Annotated in this window: 18 protein-coding genes; 7 read left to right on the forward strand and 11 right to left on the reverse strand. The window is 60.3% G+C overall.

Features of this window, described 5'->3' with window-relative positions; all coding sequences use genetic code 11:
- From V3390_RS08400 to V3390_RS08415, 4 genes are all read right to left on the reverse strand, one after another.
- Positions 1-1,101, reverse strand: coding sequence for an acetylornithine deacetylase (locus V3390_RS08400; protein WP_425493048.1), 1,101 nt, complete (start codon positions 1,099-1,101; stop codon positions 1-3).
- Entirely contained in the window at positions 1,094-2,290 is a 1,197-nt protein-coding gene (locus V3390_RS08405) for an argininosuccinate synthase (protein WP_331704084.1), read from the reverse strand. Before V3390_RS08405 ends, V3390_RS08400 begins: the two co-directional genes overlap by 8 nt.
- 35 nt (positions 2,291-2,325) lie before the next feature.
- On the reverse strand, positions 2,326-3,330 hold the full coding sequence (locus tag V3390_RS08410; RefSeq protein ID WP_331688856.1) for an N-acetylornithine carbamoyltransferase: 1,005 nt from the start codon (positions 3,328-3,330) through the stop codon (positions 2,326-2,328).
- A 255-nt stretch (positions 3,331-3,585) separates the two neighbouring features.
- The gene (locus V3390_RS08415; protein WP_331704085.1) at positions 3,586-4,053 is read right to left on the reverse strand and encodes a hypothetical protein; all 468 of its coding nucleotides are present in this window, start codon (positions 4,051-4,053) and stop codon (positions 3,586-3,588) included.
- A 97-nt stretch (positions 4,054-4,150) separates the two neighbouring features.
- Here V3390_RS08415 and cysS point away from each other — a divergent pair, with 97 nt between their 5' ends.
- From cysS to V3390_RS08430, 3 genes are read left to right on the forward strand one after another with little or no spacing between them, the layout of a single operon-like run.
- Entirely contained in the window at positions 4,151-5,560 is a 1,410-nt protein-coding gene (gene cysS, locus V3390_RS08420; RefSeq protein ID WP_331704342.1) for a cysteine--tRNA ligase, read from the forward strand.
- Positions 5,557-5,997, forward strand: a complete 441-nt coding sequence (locus V3390_RS08425) for a SufE family protein (RefSeq protein WP_331688858.1) — start codon at positions 5,557-5,559, stop codon at positions 5,995-5,997. The genes cysS and V3390_RS08425 overlap by 4 nt, the downstream gene beginning before the upstream one ends.
- Entirely contained in the window at positions 5,990-7,246 is a 1,257-nt protein-coding gene (locus V3390_RS08430) for an MFS transporter (protein WP_331704086.1), read from the forward strand. The genes V3390_RS08425 and V3390_RS08430 overlap by 8 nt, the downstream gene beginning before the upstream one ends.
- Positions 7,247-7,300: 54 nt before the next feature.
- On the opposite strand, the gene dksA is transcribed toward V3390_RS08430, so the two are convergent.
- Complete coding sequence (dksA, locus tag V3390_RS08435) at positions 7,301-8,560, reverse strand: RNA polymerase-binding protein DksA (protein WP_331704087.1); 1,260 nt, start codon at positions 8,558-8,560, stop codon at positions 7,301-7,303.
- Between the two features lie 116 nt (positions 8,561-8,676).
- Here dksA and yidD point away from each other — a divergent pair, with 116 nt between their 5' ends.
- From yidD to V3390_RS08450, 3 genes are read left to right on the forward strand one after another with little or no spacing between them, the layout of a single operon-like run.
- A complete protein-coding gene (gene yidD, locus V3390_RS08440; protein ID WP_331688861.1) occupies positions 8,677-8,931 on the forward strand; it encodes a membrane protein insertion efficiency factor YidD in 255 nt (84 codons plus the stop codon).
- Entirely contained in the window at positions 8,928-10,277 is a 1,350-nt protein-coding gene (locus tag V3390_RS08445; RefSeq protein ID WP_331704088.1) for a dihydroorotase, read from the forward strand. Before yidD ends, V3390_RS08445 begins: the two co-directional genes overlap by 4 nt.
- Entirely contained in the window at positions 10,277-11,098 is an 822-nt protein-coding gene (locus V3390_RS08450; RefSeq protein ID WP_331704089.1) for a M23 family metallopeptidase, read from the forward strand. The genes V3390_RS08445 and V3390_RS08450 overlap by 1 nt, the downstream gene beginning before the upstream one ends.
- A 12-nt stretch (positions 11,099-11,110) precedes the next feature.
- On the opposite strand, the gene folE2 is transcribed toward V3390_RS08450, so the two are convergent.
- Genes folE2 through efp form a run of 6 tightly spaced genes read right to left on the reverse strand, consistent with a single transcriptional unit; the run spans position 11,111 to position 15,919 of the window.
- Positions 11,111-12,028, reverse strand: coding sequence for a GTP cyclohydrolase FolE2 (folE2, locus tag V3390_RS08455; RefSeq protein ID WP_331704090.1), 918 nt, complete (start codon positions 12,026-12,028; stop codon positions 11,111-11,113).
- Positions 12,028-12,630, reverse strand: a complete 603-nt coding sequence (locus V3390_RS08460; protein WP_331704091.1) for a hypothetical protein — start codon at positions 12,628-12,630, stop codon at positions 12,028-12,030. The genes folE2 and V3390_RS08460 overlap by 1 nt, the downstream gene beginning before the upstream one ends.
- Complete coding sequence (gph, locus tag V3390_RS08465; RefSeq protein ID WP_331704092.1) at positions 12,615-13,280, reverse strand: phosphoglycolate phosphatase; 666 nt, start codon at positions 13,278-13,280, stop codon at positions 12,615-12,617. The genes V3390_RS08460 and gph overlap by 16 nt, the downstream gene beginning before the upstream one ends.
- Positions 13,277-13,981, reverse strand: coding sequence for a bifunctional 2-polyprenyl-6-hydroxyphenol methylase/3-demethylubiquinol 3-O-methyltransferase UbiG (gene ubiG, locus V3390_RS08470; protein WP_331688867.1), 705 nt, complete (start codon positions 13,979-13,981; stop codon positions 13,277-13,279). Before ubiG ends, gph begins: the two co-directional genes overlap by 4 nt.
- 15 nt (positions 13,982-13,996) lie before the next feature.
- Positions 13,997-15,334, reverse strand: coding sequence for a TRZ/ATZ family hydrolase (locus tag V3390_RS08475; RefSeq protein ID WP_331704093.1), 1,338 nt, complete (start codon positions 15,332-15,334; stop codon positions 13,997-13,999).
- Between the two features lie 18 nt (positions 15,335-15,352).
- Positions 15,353-15,919 carry an elongation factor P gene (gene efp / locus V3390_RS08480; protein WP_331688869.1) on the reverse strand — a complete coding sequence of 189 codons (567 nt, stop codon included), beginning with the start codon at positions 15,917-15,919 and terminating at the stop codon, positions 15,353-15,355.
- 35 nt (positions 15,920-15,954) lie between these two features.
- Here efp and epmB point away from each other — a divergent pair, with 35 nt between their 5' ends.
- A complete protein-coding gene (gene epmB / locus V3390_RS08485) occupies positions 15,955-16,974 on the forward strand; it encodes an EF-P beta-lysylation protein EpmB (RefSeq protein WP_331704094.1) in 1,020 nt (339 codons plus the stop codon).
- Positions 16,975-16,977 lie beyond the last annotated feature (3 nt).

Here is a 16,977-nt window from a genome sequence, read left to right on the forward strand (position 1 = left end):
TCACTGAAACAGTCTCATCAGATGATTGGCATAGGTCGTGAGTTGGGATTTCAGCACCCACTCATCTGCCGTATGCGCTTGCGCAATATCACCGGGACCGAACACAAAAGCGGTCAGTCCGGCTTCGGAGAACAAAGAGGCCTCGGTCCAGAAATCGACGGCATTACCGATCGGTAAATCCAGTTCTTCGGCCAGATCACGTGCGCGCAAGCGACGATCCTCGGCACCCGCGATATCGCCTGCAGGCAAGGTCGGACCACGGAACGTGATCTCATATTCCGCCGGCACGATGTAGATCTCGGCAGCGGCCTGACGCAGTTGTGCGTGCACCTGATCCGGATCGGTCGAAGGCAATGGCCGGAAGTTCAGCCGCACTTCGGTACTCGGTGCAATGACGTTAGCCTTGATGCCGCCTTCAATGCGACCGATGTTGTAACGCAGACCGGTCAGGCCGCCGAAGCGCTCGCCCTGCAATGCCGCGAACTGATCCAGTGCCGAATTGCCCCAGCGCAGCGCCTGATGCAACGCACTGGCGCTCACGGCCGCTGCCGACGAGCCGTGCCCTGCCTCGCCACGAAACGCCACGCGCACCGAGGCAATACCGCGATGGGCCAGCACGGCCTCGCAGTTGGTGGGCTCGGCGATGATGGCGGCACTGAAACGCTGCCCATGCCGCGCCAGGAAGCCGGCAATGCAGCGGGCATCGTTGGCCTCTTCGTCGGTGCTGAACAGCAGCGCCACATCACCCTGCGTACGTGCGGCACATGCCAACATGGCGGCCGCTGCACCCTTGATGTCACAAACACCAAGACCAATGACGCGATCATCGCCATCACGCATCACCAGCGGATCTGCGCTCCACTGATCGGACGATGGCACCGTATCCAGGTGCACGTTGAACACAACCTTGGGGGTGCCCCGCACGGCCAATAACGACACCGCGCCGGCGCCGTGATCGACCAGGTCGAACTCAAAACCCAGCAAGTGCTGCTGCAGATAGTCAAAGATGCCACCCGTCGAAATCGCACGCGGCGGATTGCGCGTATCGAAGCCAACGAGTGCCTGCAAATGCTGCAGCACTTCGTGCTGCAAATCATTCACCACGATTGACTTCCGCCCACAGTGTCGAGCTCATGCCAAACAGGTGAATGAAGCCCTCTGCCTCTTCGACACCCCAGTCGGCCGATTGCGCATAGGTAGCACCCTTGGCGTTGAGAATATGCGGCGAACGGACGGCCACGGCGGAAACCGTTGCACCGTCGGTGCGAAGATCCACCTCACCGTTGACCTTGGCTTGCGATGCTTCGAGATACGCTTCGAGGTCGGTCTTGAGCGGATCGTGGAAGAAGCCTTCGTACACCAGCTCTACCCACTTGCGCGCCACTTCCGGCTTAAAGCGGTTCTGCTGCTTGCTCAGCACCGTTTCTTCGAGCGCCCGATGCGCAGACAGCAAGGCCGTCAGACCCGGTGCCTCATAAATGATGCGGCCTTTCAGACCGATGGTGGTATCACCGGTGTACACGCCACGGCCGACACCGTACTCGGCAAACAGACCATTAAGTTGGGCCAGAATCTGTTCGCCCGGCAGCCGTTGGCCGTTCAGGGAGACCGCTTCGCCCTTCTCAAAACCCAAGGTGATTTGCAGCGCTTGTTGCGGCCATTCGGAGCGCGGACGGCACCAGCCGACAGCACCCTCGCCCGGTGCTTCGAAACGGTCGATCTCGCCGCCCGACATGGTCAGACCCAGCAGGTTTTCGTTGATGGTGTAGGCTTTTTGCTTGGCGCGCACACCGAAACCGCGGGCTTCGAGATATTCCTGTTCGTACGCGCGGGTCTGCGTGTGTTCCTTCTGAATTTCACGGATCGGCGCGATGATTTCATAGTCGCCCAGGGCCTTGACGGTGAGGTCGAAGCGGACCTGATCGTTACCCATGCCGGTGCAACCATGCGCAATGCTGCGAGTGCCCAGCTCGTTACAGCGCTTGAGCGCGGCCTCGACAATCAGATAACGGTCCGATACCAGCAGCGGGTATTGCTGCTGATAGGCCTCGCCGGCTTGCACGAACGGGCGCACAAACGTCTTCCAGATGGCGGGGCCGCCATCGACGGTGACATGCGATGCGACGCCCAGTTCTTTGGCGCGGTCCTCGATAAACGCACGCTCTTCGGCATCGACGCCGCCGGTATCGGCAAATACGGTGTGGACGTTCCAGCCGCGCTCCTGCAGATACGGCACGCAGAAGCTGGTATCCAGCCCACCCGAAAATGCCAGTACGATGTCCTTGCTCATGTGATTGTTATTCCCAGTTCCGTTCAAAAATAGAGTTAGCGCACGACGCGGGCCATGATGGCCTTTTGCACGTGCAGGCGGTTTTCGGCTTCGTTGATGGCAATGCAGCGCGGCGAATCCATTACGGCATCGCTTGCCTTGACGTTGCGGCGCAGCGGCAGACAATGCGAGAACACACCATCGTTGGTCAGGCTCATCTTGCGCTCATCGACCATGAAATGCTTATGCTGCTCACGAATCGGCAGCTCAGGACCCCAGTTGCCGAAATACGGCAAGGCACCCCAGCTCTTGGCATAGACAATATCGGCACCGGCATAGGCGCTATCAATATCGTGGCTAACCTGCAGCGAACCGCCATGTTCGGCCACGTTCTGTGCCGCCCAACCCATGTAACGCTCATCGAGAATGTACTCGGGCGTCGGGCACAGCAGGGTCACATCCATGCCCATGCGCGTGGCAATCGTCAGCGCCGAATTGGCAACGGCCGTATTCAGAGGCTTGGGGTGATAGGTCCAGGTCAGCACGTATTTTTTGCCGCGCAGATCAGTCGTTCCGAAATGTTCCTGCAGCGCCATGATGTGCGCGAGCTCCTGACATGGATGGGTAATGGTCTCCATGTTGATCACCGGCACATCGGCATACGTGGCAATCGCGTTCAGCACGCGATCCTGACGGTCAACAGACCAGTCCACGAACTTGGGGAAGGCCCGCACGCCAATGATGTCCGCATAGCGGCTCAACACTCTAGCGACTTCGGCAATGTGTTCCTCGGCCTCGCCGTCCATGACCGTGCCGACATCGAACTCGATCGGCCAGGCATCTTTACCGGGCTGCAGCACGACAGCGTGACCGCCGAGCTGAAACGTACCCAGTTCGAAACTGGTCCGTGTGCGCATTGACGGATTAAAGAACAGCAGAGCGACGGACTTACCTCGCAGCTGATCACCGAGTTTGCTTTGCTTGAAGTGACGGGCATCATCGAGCAACGCATCGAGATCCGGGCGTGACCAGTCTTGGGTATTGAGAAAATGCAAAGGCATAGCGTTCTCGAAACGAAAGGGAAAGAGTTAGGGGGAAAATGATCAGGGCCAAACAAAAAAACCCGACACCGGAACGGGTCGGGTCTTGCACCGGGAGTACCGCGGGCAACCTGCCGGAACGGCAGGAATCAGGCGGCTTCCGGTCCGTGGACCCGGAGGAGCGTCACCCGTCGCGCACGCGAGGTCATGCCGGCGGCCATGTATGCAGCGGTCAGAATCATCGGGGCGGCATCGTGCAGTTGCATGCTGGCAAGCTTACTCGATTATGGGCTTAACGCCAACACGAATACGTAACCGCGAACCGGGGTCCTCGGGCATCCTTGTGCGGAATTTCATACCGCGAAACGCATAGTCCACATCATAGGCAATGGGTCGGCGGAACTCCCGCTCCACCCGTACTAGGCGGCAACCCTTGCCCGTCAGACGGTCACGGGTGCGGGTGTCATGGTCTTCTTTACCGAGAGAACGCAACCGATCGAGCCAGCGTTCCCGCAATGAAGTGGTCTCTGCCTGCTGTTTGTCGTCCTCACAGACCTGTTCCCAGCGACTGCCGGTCACCTTTTGGTAGATGGGGGTGACACGGAGCACATCGGCCCACTCCGTACTGACATGTTCCTTGATGATCATGCGTTCCTGGGCGGTGAGCGAAGAGGCCATGAAACTCACGGCAATCAGCAACCCGGCGATGCCGCGGTTACGTATTGCAGCTGAATTCGATTTCATGGTGGCTCCCTATCACAACGATACAACGGGATTTTAACGGGTGGACACGAACTGGCCGCTGAATCGCCGCCGTCCATTGGCCGCGGCTGACGCTAAAATAGAGGGTTCACCAGCCGAAAGGACCCGGACCTTGCATCTGTACAACTCACTGAGCCGAACCGTGGAGCCGTTTGCCCCACTCGATCCGACACGGGTGACCATGTACGTCTGCGGGCCGACGGTCTACAACTACGTCCATATCGGCAACGGCCGCGGACCGGTGGTATTCGATGTACTGGCTTCGGCACTGCGCCGTCGCTTTGTCCAGGTCATCTACGCACGCAACATCACCGATGTCGATGACAAGATCAACCAGGCCGCCAATGAACAGCAGGTCCCGATCTCGGCCATCACCGACCGTTTCACGAACGCCTATCTCCAAGATATGGCCGCTCTCGGCGTGCGTCGCCCCGACATTGAGCCCACCGCGACCGGTCACATTTCGCACATCATTGCCATGATTGAGCAGCTGATCGAGTCCGGTCACGCGTATGCGGAACAGGGCCATGTGCTGTTCTCTGTTGAGTCCTTTGCCGAATACGGTCGCCTGTCGGGCCGCAATCCCGATGAGTTGCTGGCCGGCGCCCGCGTCGATATCGCGCCCTACAAGCGCAATCCCGGCGATTTCGTGCTGTGGAAGCCCTCTGACGCAACCCAACCCGGTTGGGAGTCACCCTGGAGCGTCGGCCGTCCGGGCTGGCATATCGAGTGCTCGGCAATGGCGGCGGCCCACTTGGGTGAGACCATTGACATCCATGCCGGCGGGATCGATCTGCAGTTCCCGCACCATGAAAACGAGATTGCGCAAAGTGTCTGCGCCCACGGTGGCAAGCCCTTTGCCCGCTGGTGGCTGCACAACGGCATGCTCAATTTTGCCGGGGCCAAAATGTCCAAGTCCATTGGCAACATCGAACGGATCCGGGACCTGGTGGAGCGTCACCCGTCGGAAGCCCTTCGTTATGCCCTGTTGAGCGCTCATTATCGCCAGCCGCTGGAATGGTCGGACAATCTGATTGCCCAATCGGTTCGCACCCTTGATCGTCTGTACGGCACTTTACGTGATGTCGAAGCGATCGCGGCCAGCCCCGCCATCCCTGCTGCCGTCGAGGCCGCGCTGGACGACGATCTGAACACACCGGCAGTATTAGCGTTGATTGCCGGCTATGCGGCCGATCTGCGTAAGCGTCTGGCCGAAGGCCAAACCGACGGCCCGGAACTGGCGGCGCTCAAAGCCGACCTGCTCGGTGCGGGGCTGGCAATGGGGTTGCTGCAGCAGGCACCGGCCGAATGGCTGCAACGCGGTGCCAACACCGATGACGACGCACGCATCCAGGCCCTGGTCGATGAGCGCATTGCCGCCAAGGCCGCCCGCGATTTCACCCGCGCCGATGCCCTGCGCGATCAACTCGCCGCCGAAGGCATCCTGATCGAAGACACGCCGCAGGGCGTACGTTGGAGACGCCAATGAGCGCCATGTTTCCGATGGAGCCGACAGCCGAGCTCGCTCAACAGGCCATCGCCGAGGAATTCGCCTTCTTTGGCGACTGGTCTGAGCGTTATCAGTACCTGATCGACTTGGGTAAAAAACTGCGCGATCTGGCACCCGAGCTCAAAGTGGAATCCAATCTGCTGAAAGGCTGTCAGAGCCAGGTGTGGATCGTTCCGCACGGGGACCGCAACGCGTTGCAGTTTGATGCAATTAGCGATTCGACGATTGTGTCGGGCCTTATTTTTCTGGCGCTGCGCGTCTACAGCGGCCGCTCGGCGCAGGAAATTCTCGATACCGAGCCGCATTACCTGCAGGACATTGGTCTGAGCAAGCATCTGTCGCCCACGCGTTCTAATGGCTTGGCTGCATTACTGGCCTACATGCGCAATGCCGCGAGACAGTCGCTCCATGACTGAGACAACTGAGTCCGCAGAGACTTCTGCCGCGCGGTTCAATCCGTTCGAGAACCCGCAGTTCCTGCAACTCATGGTGTACCGCATCTTTACGATGTTGTCGTACCAGACGGTGGCAGTCGCGGTAGGCTGGCAGATCTACTCGATCACCCGCAATCCCACCGCGCTGGGCACCATTGGCCTGGCCGAAGTCATCCCCTACTTTCTGGTCGCCCCGTTCGCCGGGTACCTGGTGGATCATTTAAAGCGTCGCGTCCTGGGCATGTTCAGCTGCCTGGTATTGGCACTGACCCCACTGCTGCTGTTGCTGGTGACCACCGGCAAAGTCCATGTCGAAGGCACGTGGTTCATCTATCTGGCTATTGCGCTATCGGGCTGTGTCCGCAGCTTCCTGGGCCCGATCTACAACGCTCTGTTCGCGCAAGTCCTGCCACGCTCGGATTTTGTTCGAGGTGCCGGTTTTGGCGCTGTGATCTTTCAGTTGGGCCTGGTGTTGGGTCCGGCGTTCGCCGGTGTGTCCATCGCCAAATGGGGCCTGAGCACGACCTACTCGCTGGCCGCCGTATTTGCTGTGGCTGCTGCGATTGCCGTGCGGACTATCAAGGTCGGCGAACGACCTAGACCGGAATCGCGCCCACCAATTTTCGCCAGCATTGCCGAGGGCGGCCGTTTTGTCCTGGGCAATCAGATCCTGCTCGCCGCAATGGCTCTGGACATGTTCGCTGTGCTGTTTGGTGGCGCCATCTCCATGCTGCCCGCCTTTATCAAGGATGTCCTGAACGAGGGCCCTGAGGCGCTCGGCATCCTGCGCGCCGCGCCGGCTCTAGGCTCGGTGGTGATGGCCCTGTGGTTAGCCCGCAATCCGCTCGAACGCAATGCCGGCCGGATCCTGCTGTGGGCCGTTGCGCTGTTCGGCCTGTGCTGGTCCGCCTTCGCCCTGTCGCATTGGCTGTGGGTGTCGGCCGCGATCCTGGTCGTGTCCGGCCTGCTCGATGGTATCTCCGTCGTTCTGCGTTCCACCATCATGCAGCTCACCACGCCCGATGAAATGCGCGGCCGCGTGTCCTCCATCAACGGCATCTTTATCGGCTCGTCCAATGAGCTGGGTGCGTTTTACACCGGCTCGATGGCCGGTCTGATGGGGCTGATTCCGGCCGTATTTGTCGGCGGCATCCTGACTGTCGCCGTGGTTTTGCTTACCGCCTGGCGCGCACCGAAGTTGCGCTCGCTCGACTTGCGCTCGCTGCAATAATAAAAAAGCCCGGAATCAATCCGGGCTTTTCTCTGTTCGCAACGGCAGCGGTAATCAGTCGCCGTTCTGCTTTTGCTTGAGTTCCCAGCGTTCCTGAGCATCAAACGTCCGTTCCGCCGTCAGACGAGCCTCGAGACGTTCAAGGCCAATTTCATCACCGGTATCCACGCAGAAGCCGTACTCGCCTTCGTCAAGGCGACGCAGGGTGCTGTCAATCTTGCCGATCAGCTTGCGGTAGCGATCACGGGTACGCAGCTCGAGTGCATTTTCAGTCTCACGGGTAGCGCGCTCGGCTTCGTCACCGACGTCACGCACTTCTTCCTTGAGGTTTTCGATGGTTTGCTTGGATTCTTCGACCAGGTCAGCGCGCCAGTTCAGCAGGCGCTGGCGGAAGTACTCCAGCTGCAGCGGATTCATGTACTCCTCGGCATCGTCCGGGCGGTAACCCTTGGGCAGAATTGGACGGCCCTCGGAATCGGTTTCGTATTTCACTTGCTTGTGTTTCTTTTTGACCGGGGTCTTCAGGCTAGATGCGTCGGTGGCGACAACCACCTTATTCAGCTGCCTTGAAGTGGTGAACGGCGTGTATGGCTTGACGGGCTGCGGTTCGGAATCGACCTTGCGACCACGCTTGGCCTTGACCGGTTTGGCCGTGTCGGGCGCCGGCGAAGCAACGGGTTTAGGCGCGACTGCCGGTGCAGCCGCAGGCTGCGCCTTAACCGGCTTGGTGACAACCACTTGCGTCTTGACCGGTTGGGTCTTGACCACCGGGGTCTTTACCGGTGGGGTCTTCACTACAGCGGCCGGTGCGGCCTTGGTCACGGCTGCCTTTTTGGCGGGGGCTGCCTTTTTGGCAACCGGCGCTGCTTTCCTGACTGGCGTTGCTACTTTCTTGGCTGTGGTCTTTTTGACTTCAGCTACTTTCTTGCTTACCGCTTTTGTCACTACCTTGACGGCCTTCTTGATTGCCTTAGTGGCCTTAATAATTTTCTTGGCCGCCGCTTTCTTGGCAACGACTACCGGCTTCTTTTTAGCGACCGTCTTGACGACGGGCTTTTTAGCAACTGCCTTCTTGGCTTTGACTGCCGGAGCCGCTTTGCGTGCCGGCGCCTTAACGACCTTTTTGGCAACTGCCTTTTTGGCTTTAGCAACCGGCTTTTTGGCTGCTACGGATTTTTTAGCTGCCGGCTTTTTGGCGACAGGCTTAGCCGCCTTGACGGCTTTCTTGACGGCGGGTTTAGCCGCACGCGCCGGCGCCTTGACCGTCTTCTTGACGGTTTTTGCTGCCTTTTTGGCGATCTTTTTCACTGCCACTGGTGTGTCCTTGATAATTCGGATGCAGATCTTGCAGAAACAGCCTTTTATACTCCGATTCCCTCCCGGGTTCAAGGCGAATAGGTGGCCACGACGGATACAGGTAGAATGAAATCGTGCTTTCCAACCTCCTGCTCTCGCTGTTACGGCTCTATAAGCGGATCCTGAGCCCCTTGCTCGGCCCCCGTTGCCGTTTCTATCCATCCTGCTCGGATTACATGAGCCAGGCGATACACCTGCATGGCCCGGCAACGGGACTATGCTTGGGCGTACGTCGGCTGCTGCGCTGCCATCCGTTCCATCCGGGCGGGGTAGATCCGGTGCCGGAGGCCCCTTCGACTTGTTGCCACCATCAACGGACCCGACCATGACCGACCGCGTTCTATTTATCAATGCCATGCTGGTCAACGAGGGTCGTGAATGGCCCGGTTGCCTGCGAATTCAAGGCGATCGCATCGAGGCCGTTGCACCGAGCCTGGAACCCCTGCCCGACGAGCGCGTCATTGACCTGCAAGGTGCCTGGCTGCTACCGGGCATGATTGATGATCAGGTGCATTTTCGCGAGCCTGGTCTCGAATACAAGGCAGACATCGCTTCGGAGAGTGCGGCCTGCGTTGCAGGCGGCATTACGTCCTTTATGGACATGCCCAATACCAATCCGCCTACGCTCAGCAATGAAGCGCTGGAGGACAAGTTGCAGCGGGCCAATGGCCGCGCACGTGCAAATTACGCATTCTATTTCGGTGCTGCCAATGACAATCTGGATGCGGTTCGCAATATCAATCCGCTGCGCACGCCAGGGGTCAAGGTGTTTATGGGCGCGTCCACCGGCAACATGCTGGTTGATGACCCTGAGGTTCTCGATGGCATCTTCGCGGGCGCGCCCGTTCCGATCATCACGCACTGCGAGGACACTCCCACCATTGACGCGAACATGGTGCACTTCCAGCAGGAATTCGGTGCCAACTTAACGGCAATGCAGCATCCCGACATCCGCAGCCGCGAGGCTTGTCTGAAATCGTCGGTCCTGGCGACTGAGCTGGCCAAGCGACACGACGCCCGTCTGCATGTGCTGCACATTTCCACCGCCGAAGAACTTGACCTGTTTGAGCCCGGTCCACTGATTCGCGCCGATGGCAGTCGCAAGCGCATCACGGCAGAAACCTGCGTGCACTTTTTGCATTTTGCGCGACCGGACTACGCCAACCTGGGCAACCTGATCAAATGCAATCCGGCCATCAAGGATGAATCCGATCGCGCCGCGTTGATTCGAGCTATCGCAACGGATCGTATTGATGTACTGGCCACCGATCACGCGCCCCACACACTCGAAGAAAAGAACAAACCTTACGCGCAGGCGCCCAGCGGCTTGCCGCTGGTGCAGTTCGCCTTGCAGACCGCGCTGGATCTGGTGTTGAGCGGTCAACTGCGCGTTGAGCAAGTGGTGCAGAAGGTGTCGCACGCCCCCGCCCAGCTGTTCGATGTGAAAGAGCGCGGCTTCCTGCGACCCGGCTATTTTGCGGATCTGGCGATCGTACGGCGCGAGCCGCATCGCGTCACCCGTGACGAAATTCTCTCCAAGGTCAAATGGTCTCCGTTCGAAGGCCACACCTTCGGCACCACCATTGCCGCAACCTGGGTCAACGGCACCGAAGTCTGGCGCGACGGCCAGCTGGGCGATGCGATCGTCGGCCGCGCGTTGGAGTTCGACCGGTGATGTCGCTGCTGCTGCTTGCTCTAACTGCCGCAGCGTCCGTTCGTGCGGACTGTTCCGGCGCACAGCCGGTCTATCCGCCGACGCAACTGATTCAAGGTGGCATGGCCTATGGTCGCGCGGCACCGGGTAGCGAGGTGTCGCTGAACGGCGAACCGCTGCAGCTGAGCGCTCGTGGCGATTATGTGTTTGGTGTCGCCCGCGATGCCAAGTTCAATCAGGTCTTAAAGATCGTTCCGCCATGCGGTCCTGGCGGCGAGTATTCGATTCCGGTGGTCGAACGTTCCTTCCCGGTGGAGCGCGTGCAAGGCGTTCCGCCCAAAACTGCGAACCCGCCGCCGGCGATTGCCAAGCGGATTGAAAAGGAGCAGGCCGACGTTGCTGCGGCGCGCACCCGCAATGACGCCGATCGTCAGGACTATCTGCAGGCTTTTATCTGGCCGGTCAGAGGTAGGATTAGCGGGCGCTTCGGCAGTATGCGTTCGTACAACGGAACGCCGGGCTCCGCCCACTCCGGCATGGACATTGCCGCGCCCACAGGGATGGCAGTGAAAGCGCCGGCCGCAGGCATTGTCACGTTTGTCGGCGCGTCGTTATATCTGACGGGCGGCACCGTCGTGCTGGATCACGGCCAGGGCATCAGCAGTAACTTTCTGCATCTGTCGCGCATAGACGTCAAGGTCGGCGACCGCGTCTCGCAAAGTCAGACCATAGGCGCCGTCGGCGCGACCGGACGTGCCACGGGTCCCCATCTGCACTGGGGTATGAACTGGCTCAACGTCCGGCTCGATCCGCTGCTGATGTTGCCGACCGCCTCGGATTAATCAGCCGATCGGTTAAACGCGCGCGGCTCCACTGCCGTGCACCGTGGCCACCGCATCGTGCGCATGCAGGCTTTCGAGATGTTCAACGCGTGCGCTAAACCGCACCACATCGGTACGGGCAGACAGCACCATGGCAACGCGCCGGGCTGCATCTTCGCAGAACATGAGATGTTGCGCATTCAGACGGGCGAAGGCTTGCTCATCCGCCCGTTTCACCGCCGTCTGCACCACCGTAGCCAGCGCCGCTTCTAGCGCATCCAGCAGGCTCTCAATGGGCAAGGACTGCGTGCCGGCAGCCAGTGTGACTTCGACATGGGCATTGCTGCGTTGCGCATGCGGAGTCGCTGCCAGGCCGTCAGCTCCGGCGAGCCAATCGCTCACATGCTGCGTGGAGACCGACTCGCCTTGCGCGCCAAAGCGAGCCTCAAAGGCATCAGCATTGGCCCGACGCGAGAGCGCGGCAGAGGCCGGACAAGTCGAGGAATACTGCACCGTGAGTGCCAGACGCAAGGTGATGCCTTGCGGGCCTTGCTCGGCCGTCAGAGTGACCGGATACGAACGCCAGCCGCGATTGTCGCTGGCCAGGGCCTTGCGCGACAGCAGCGGTGAGAACCGCAGAGTCAGCCGTGCCGCATCGCTACCCTTGCCCTGCGAATCGATCAGCTGCTGCAGAACCTGCCCGAGTGTCGCGGCATTGGGCTCGGCGTCAGCAAATGCATCCTGCACGTGCAGATACAGTCGCGACATGTGAATGCCGCGGGCCTGCGCGTCAATGAGGTTCACTTCGACATCGGCGTCTGCGGCCAGCGTACGTCCCTGCCATTGCAGGGGCAAGGCCACGTGCGACATCCCGACCCAGTCGAGTGTGCGACCGTGGGCGGCGGTTTCGTGGGCCACATCGGGCAATGGTTGTGTCTTAGGTATGTCCATCACTTGGATTTGCGGGCCGCGTTCCAGCTAATCAAGAGCGCGCGAAGTGGCGAAAGTGCAACAGTGTGTCGCGCATTTGCTGATCGTGCAGCGAGAATCGAGTACTGCATGGCCCGCAGTCGCGGCAAGGGTCCCGCCGGGCGCTTACGGTTCGAAGGCCATTCCGCCGCCTCATCAACCGCAAGCAATGCCGTTTCCATGGCCAAGATCGTTTGCAGCAGTGCGTGCGGCGTGCCGATCCCGAGAATCTCAGCATCGACCTCGCTCAAGGCCTTGGCCAACAACGCATTGGAATCCTGCGACAGCGCATCGGCGACTGCATCCCAATGTGCACTAGCCGAGTGCAACTGCGCGCCCAGAGGATGACGACGCATGCCACGCGACCAGCCACGCAGCTCCTCGGCCCACCAGGCCAGCTTAGCAACGCGTGGAGTTTCATCGGCGATGGCGCGTGCGAGCCACCACTCGTTCTGCAGGGCTAAGTAATCCAACTGCTGCCCACGCGAATCCGCCGGCAGAAAACCTGCGGCCAATTGCCATTCGGGGGTCCGCTGCCAGTGCTTGGCGACGAAATCGTTTTCAGGTTTCAGCGAGCCGGCCATTGCACATCATGAAGCATTTCGCTGAGATCGCCGGCAAGGCGATCGGCGCCCCATTGATCCGGATGGTCGTCGGGCAAGCGATAACCCCACAGGGCCGCAATGGACGGCATGCCCGCAGCACGGGCCGCAATGATGTCACGCTCGTCATCGCCGACGTAAACAACGGCAGCAGGCTCAAGTCCCAGTCGCTCCACCGCAACCAGCAAGGGCTGCGGATCGGGCTTGCGGGTCGACAAGGTATCACCGCCAATCAGCACCGCGCAGCGCTCGGACCAACCGAGTTTGTCCAGCACTTGTACGGCCAGATACTCGGGTTTGTTGGTCACGATGCCCCACGGCGTGCGGGTGGCATCGAGCTGGTCGAGCATGTCTGCGACCCCGGCAAACGGCGGCGCAAAGTCACCGAGCAATTGCTCGTAAGTATCCAGAAACTCCGGGATCCACTGCTCGCGTTCGACTTCATCAATCTGCCCGAACGCCGCAGCCAACATGGCGCGCGAACCCTTGGAGACGTGCGGACGCAACTGCTCCGAGCTCACCGGCGGCAAGCCGCGTGCGGCGGCCATGATTTCCAGGGTCGCCACAAAATCGGGTGCGCTATCTACCAAGGTCCCGTCGAGATCGAACAGAACGCCTTGCCATGCCGTCATGCAGCTTTGTCCGCCACCGCGATGTAGTTCACATCGGGCCGGGGAATCTCGCGCGCTGTACTGTTCCACGGCTGATACAACAGGCCACGCACATCACCCATGGACAGACCGGCAGCGCGACACCAGCGTGCCAACTCGGCCGGTTGAATGAACTGACTGTAGCTATGGGTACCCGTCGGCAGCAGACGCGCAATGTATTCGGCACCGACAACCGCCAATGCGAATGCCGCCGGCGTGCGATTCAAGGTGGAAAGGAACAGTTTGCCGCCCGGTTTCAGCAAGGTGGCGCAAGCTTGAATAATGGACGAAGGATCGGGCACATGTTCAAGCATTTCCATGCAGGTCACGGCATCAAAGGTGCCCGGCATTTCGGCAGCTAAGGCCTCGACACTGACCACTCGATACTCCGCTTTAACGCCGGTCTCCAGGCCATGCAGACGCGCGACCTTGGTGAGCTCAGGCGCCAGGTCGATGCCCAGCACATTGGCACCGCGACCGGCCATCGCTTCGGACAGCAAGCCGGCACCGCAACCGACATCGAGTACGCGAGCACCGGTCAGATCAACACGATCGGCCACATATTGCAGGCGTACCGGATTGAGTGCGTGCAGCGGTTTTTGCGGACCATCAGGGTCCCACCAGCGATTAGCCAGCGCGCCGAACTTATCCAGCTCGGATTGCAAAAAATTGGTATCGGTCATTGCAAAACTCCGCCGTCAGGCATTAGAGATGCGCGCGCCCCAGCTGCGGGCATTGGCGACAATCGCATCGAGATCCATATCAACCAGAACGCGGCTACGCAGTTTGGCCACACCGTCAATCCAGACGTCGGTAACGTGCTGACGGCCCGTGGAGTACACCAGCTGCGACAGGACGTGATAGATCGGCTGCGTTTCCAGCGCGCCCAGATCGACACAAACCAAGTCCGCGCGCTTACCGCACTCAATCGAGCCGACGCGTTCAGCCAGACCCATGGCGAGTGCACCACCCATGGTGGCGGCGTACAAGGCATCACCGGCCTGCAACGCTGTCGCATCGCCGGCCACCGCCTTCGCGAGCAGCGCTGCGGTACGCATCTCACCGAACATGTCCAGATCGTTATTGGAGGCCGCACCGTCAGTACCGATCGCGATATTGATGCCGGCCTCCTGCAAACGAGCCACCGGACAGAAACCGGAGGCCAGTTTGAGATTGCTTTCCGGACAATGCACCACGCTCACGCCCTTGTCCGCGCACAGTGCGATATCGGCGTCATTAACTGCCGTCATATGCACCGCAATGAGACGCTCCGAAACGACGCCGAGGCGATCAAGACGTGCCAGCGGCCGCAGACCGGTCGCACTCATGGCGTCATCAACCTCGCCCTGTGTCTCGTGCACGTGGCAATGTACGGGGATATCGAGCTGCTCGGCCAGCATGGCCATACGCTCAAAGCTCGAGTCTTTAACCGTATACGGCGCGTGCGGCGCGAAGGCCGTTCCGATTAACGGATCACCCAGCCACTGGTCGTGCACTTGTCGTGCCTTATCGAAGTACTCGTCATCGTCCTTAGCCCACGCCGTGGGGAAGTCAATGACAGGCAATCCGACCACCGCCCGGAAGCCGTGGCGCTTATAGACCTGCGCCTGCACATCAGGGAAGAAATAGTTTTCGTTGCAGGTCGTAGTGCCGCCGCGCAGCATCTCGGCAATGGCCAAGGTCACACCATCGGCCACCATATCCGTGCCGATGATGCGGCCTTCGATCGGCCAGATGTGATCGTTGAGCCAGGTCATCAACGGCAGATCATCGGCCACACCACGCATCAGCGTCATGGGGTTATGCGTATGCGCGTTGATGAGCCCGGGGATCAGTGCCGCATCGGGTCGCTTGACGTGCTCGGCCGGCAAATACAGCTCGCGAGCCTCGGCAATCGGGTGGATGCCGATGACGGCGCCGTCACGGACGGCGACGGCATGATCTGCCAGCACCACGCCGCGCGGCACCACGGGCACCACCCATCCGGCCTCGATTAGAACATCGCAAACTTGCGGATCACGCGGACCGATACTCATGCGGGCACGGCCTACCGATTACTTGACGCGCGAGACGTATTCGCCCGAACGCGTATCGACCTTGATCATTTCGTCGGTAGCGACGAACAGCGGCACGCGGACCACGGCACCGGTTTCGAGCGTAGCGGGCTTGCCGCCACCACCCGAGGTATCGCCACGGACACCCGGATCGGTTTCGGTGATCTTGAGTTCAACGAAGTTCGGCGGTTGCACCATGATCGGGGAGCCATTCCACAAGGTCACGACGCACTCTTCCTCGCCCTTCAGCCACTTGTCAGCGCCGCCCATGCCGGCTTTGTCAGCCTGCACTTGCTCAAAGCTCTCCGGATTCATGAAGTGCCAGTATTCGCCATCGGCGTACAGGAATTGCATGTCAACGTCGACCACATCAGCGGCTTCGAGGTCGTCGGTCGCCTTCATGGTCAGTTCGACCACGCGGCCGGTCTTGATGTTGCGGTACTTAACACGCGTGAAGGCCTGGCCCTTACCCGGCTTTACGTATTCTGTGTCGGTGATCACACACGGCTCACCGTTCACGAGAATGCGCATACCGTTCTTGACGTCGTTCATGCCATAGCTGGCCATGTGGAGGGCTCCTGAATTGATACAATTAGCCCGCTATGATACCAGCTCCACTCACCCCGCTGCGTGAGCTGGGCGCCGCCCGGGGGTGGCAAGCCGCCTATCGCGATGCCGTTTCCGATCCGTTCGAACTGCTCGATTTGCTCGGCCTCCCCCATTCGCTTCTCGGCCCCGCCGCCCATGCCCAGTTTCCGACCCGTGTTCCGCGGTCGTTCGTCGCACGCATGCGTCCCGGGGATGCCAACGATCCGCTATTACTGCAAGTCCTGCCCTTGCAGTCCGAAATGGACTCGGTTCCGGGATTCAACCTACTCGATCCGGTTGGCGATTCGCTGGCCAAGTCCGCCACCGGCGTTATCCAGAAATACCGTGGTCGCGCGCTGCTGATCACCACCGGGGCCTGCGCCATTCATTGTCGCTACTGTTTCCGCCGCCATTTCCCCTATGCCGAAGAATCGGCCGCCGGCGGACAATGGGCCGACACCCTGCAAGCCCTGCAGGCCGACGACAGCATCGACGAGGTGATCCTGTCCGGCGGCGATCCGCTGTCGCTGTCCACACGCAAATTACGTGAACTGACCGAAGGCCTACGCCGGATCCCGCACATCCGCCGTCTGCGAATCCATTCGCGCCTGCCCGTCACGCTGCCCGAACGCATCGACGAAGAGCTGATCGCATGGCTTGTCGAATTGCCGTGGCCGGTCACCATGGTCATCCACGCCAACCACGCCAACGAGTTCGACTCGCAGGTTGATCACGCCATGAGATATCTACGCGCGACCGGTGTGACCTTGCTCAACCAGGCCGTCCTGCTGAAAGGTATCAATGATTCGGTCAACGCCCTGCGCGACTTGAGCGAGCGCGGCTTCCGGGCCGGTGTTCTGCCCTACTACCTGCACGTCCTGGACAAGGTTCAAGGTGCCGGCCACTTTGCCGTTACCGATCAGCAAGCCATCGCCCTGCATCAGGAACTGGCGGCACAGCTATCGGGCTACTTGGTTCCCAAGTTAGTTCGCGAGATCCAAGGTCATCCGGGCAAGACCCCGATTCACGGATAAAAA

Source organism: Aquilutibacter rugosus (genome assembly GCF_036541335.1).
GTDB lineage: Bacteria > Pseudomonadota > Gammaproteobacteria > Xanthomonadales > Xanthomonadaceae > Aquilutibacter > Aquilutibacter rugosus.

What these genes read in the sequence shown, in the direction of transcription:
- V3390_RS08430 (WP_331704086.1), top strand. Translation starts at nt 5,990, where the DNA reads ATGACTGAGACAACTGAGTCCGCAGAGACTTCTGCCGCGCGGTTCAAT.
- gph (WP_331704092.1), bottom strand. Translation starts at nt 13,280, where the DNA reads ATGACGGCATGGCAAGGCGTTCTGTTCGATCTCGACGGGACCTTGGTA.
- V3390_RS08445 (WP_331704088.1), top strand. Translation starts at nt 8,928, where the DNA reads ATGACCGACCGCGTTCTATTTATCAATGCCATGCTGGTCAACGAGGGT.
- V3390_RS08425 (WP_331688858.1), top strand. Translation starts at nt 5,557, where the DNA reads ATGAGCGCCATGTTTCCGATGGAGCCGACAGCCGAGCTCGCTCAACAG.
- V3390_RS08405 (WP_331704084.1), bottom strand. Translation starts at nt 2,290, where the DNA reads ATGAGCAAGGACATCGTACTGGCATTTTCGGGTGGGCTGGATACCAGC.
- V3390_RS08410 (WP_331688856.1), bottom strand. Translation starts at nt 3,330, where the DNA reads ATGCCTTTGCATTTTCTCAATACCCAAGACTGGTCACGCCCGGATCTC.
- epmB (WP_331704094.1), top strand. Translation starts at nt 15,955, where the DNA reads ATGATACCAGCTCCACTCACCCCGCTGCGTGAGCTGGGCGCCGCCCGG.
- efp (WP_331688869.1), bottom strand. Translation starts at nt 15,919, where the DNA reads ATGGCCAGCTATGGCATGAACGACGTCAAGAACGGTATGCGCATTCTC.
- V3390_RS08460 (WP_331704091.1), bottom strand. Translation starts at nt 12,630, where the DNA reads ATGGCCGGCTCGCTGAAACCTGAAAACGATTTCGTCGCCAAGCACTGG.
- ubiG (WP_331688867.1), bottom strand. Translation starts at nt 13,981, where the DNA reads ATGACCGATACCAATTTTTTGCAATCCGAGCTGGATAAGTTCGGCGCG.
- V3390_RS08415 (WP_331704085.1), bottom strand. Translation starts at nt 4,053, where the DNA reads ATGAAATCGAATTCAGCTGCAATACGTAACCGCGGCATCGCCGGGTTG.
- folE2 (WP_331704090.1), bottom strand. Translation starts at nt 12,028, where the DNA reads ATGGACATACCTAAGACACAACCATTGCCCGATGTGGCCCACGAAACC.
- V3390_RS08475 (WP_331704093.1), bottom strand. Translation starts at nt 15,334, where the DNA reads ATGAGTATCGGTCCGCGTGATCCGCAAGTTTGCGATGTTCTAATCGAG.
- V3390_RS08450 (WP_331704089.1), top strand. Translation starts at nt 10,277, where the DNA reads ATGTCGCTGCTGCTGCTTGCTCTAACTGCCGCAGCGTCCGTTCGTGCG.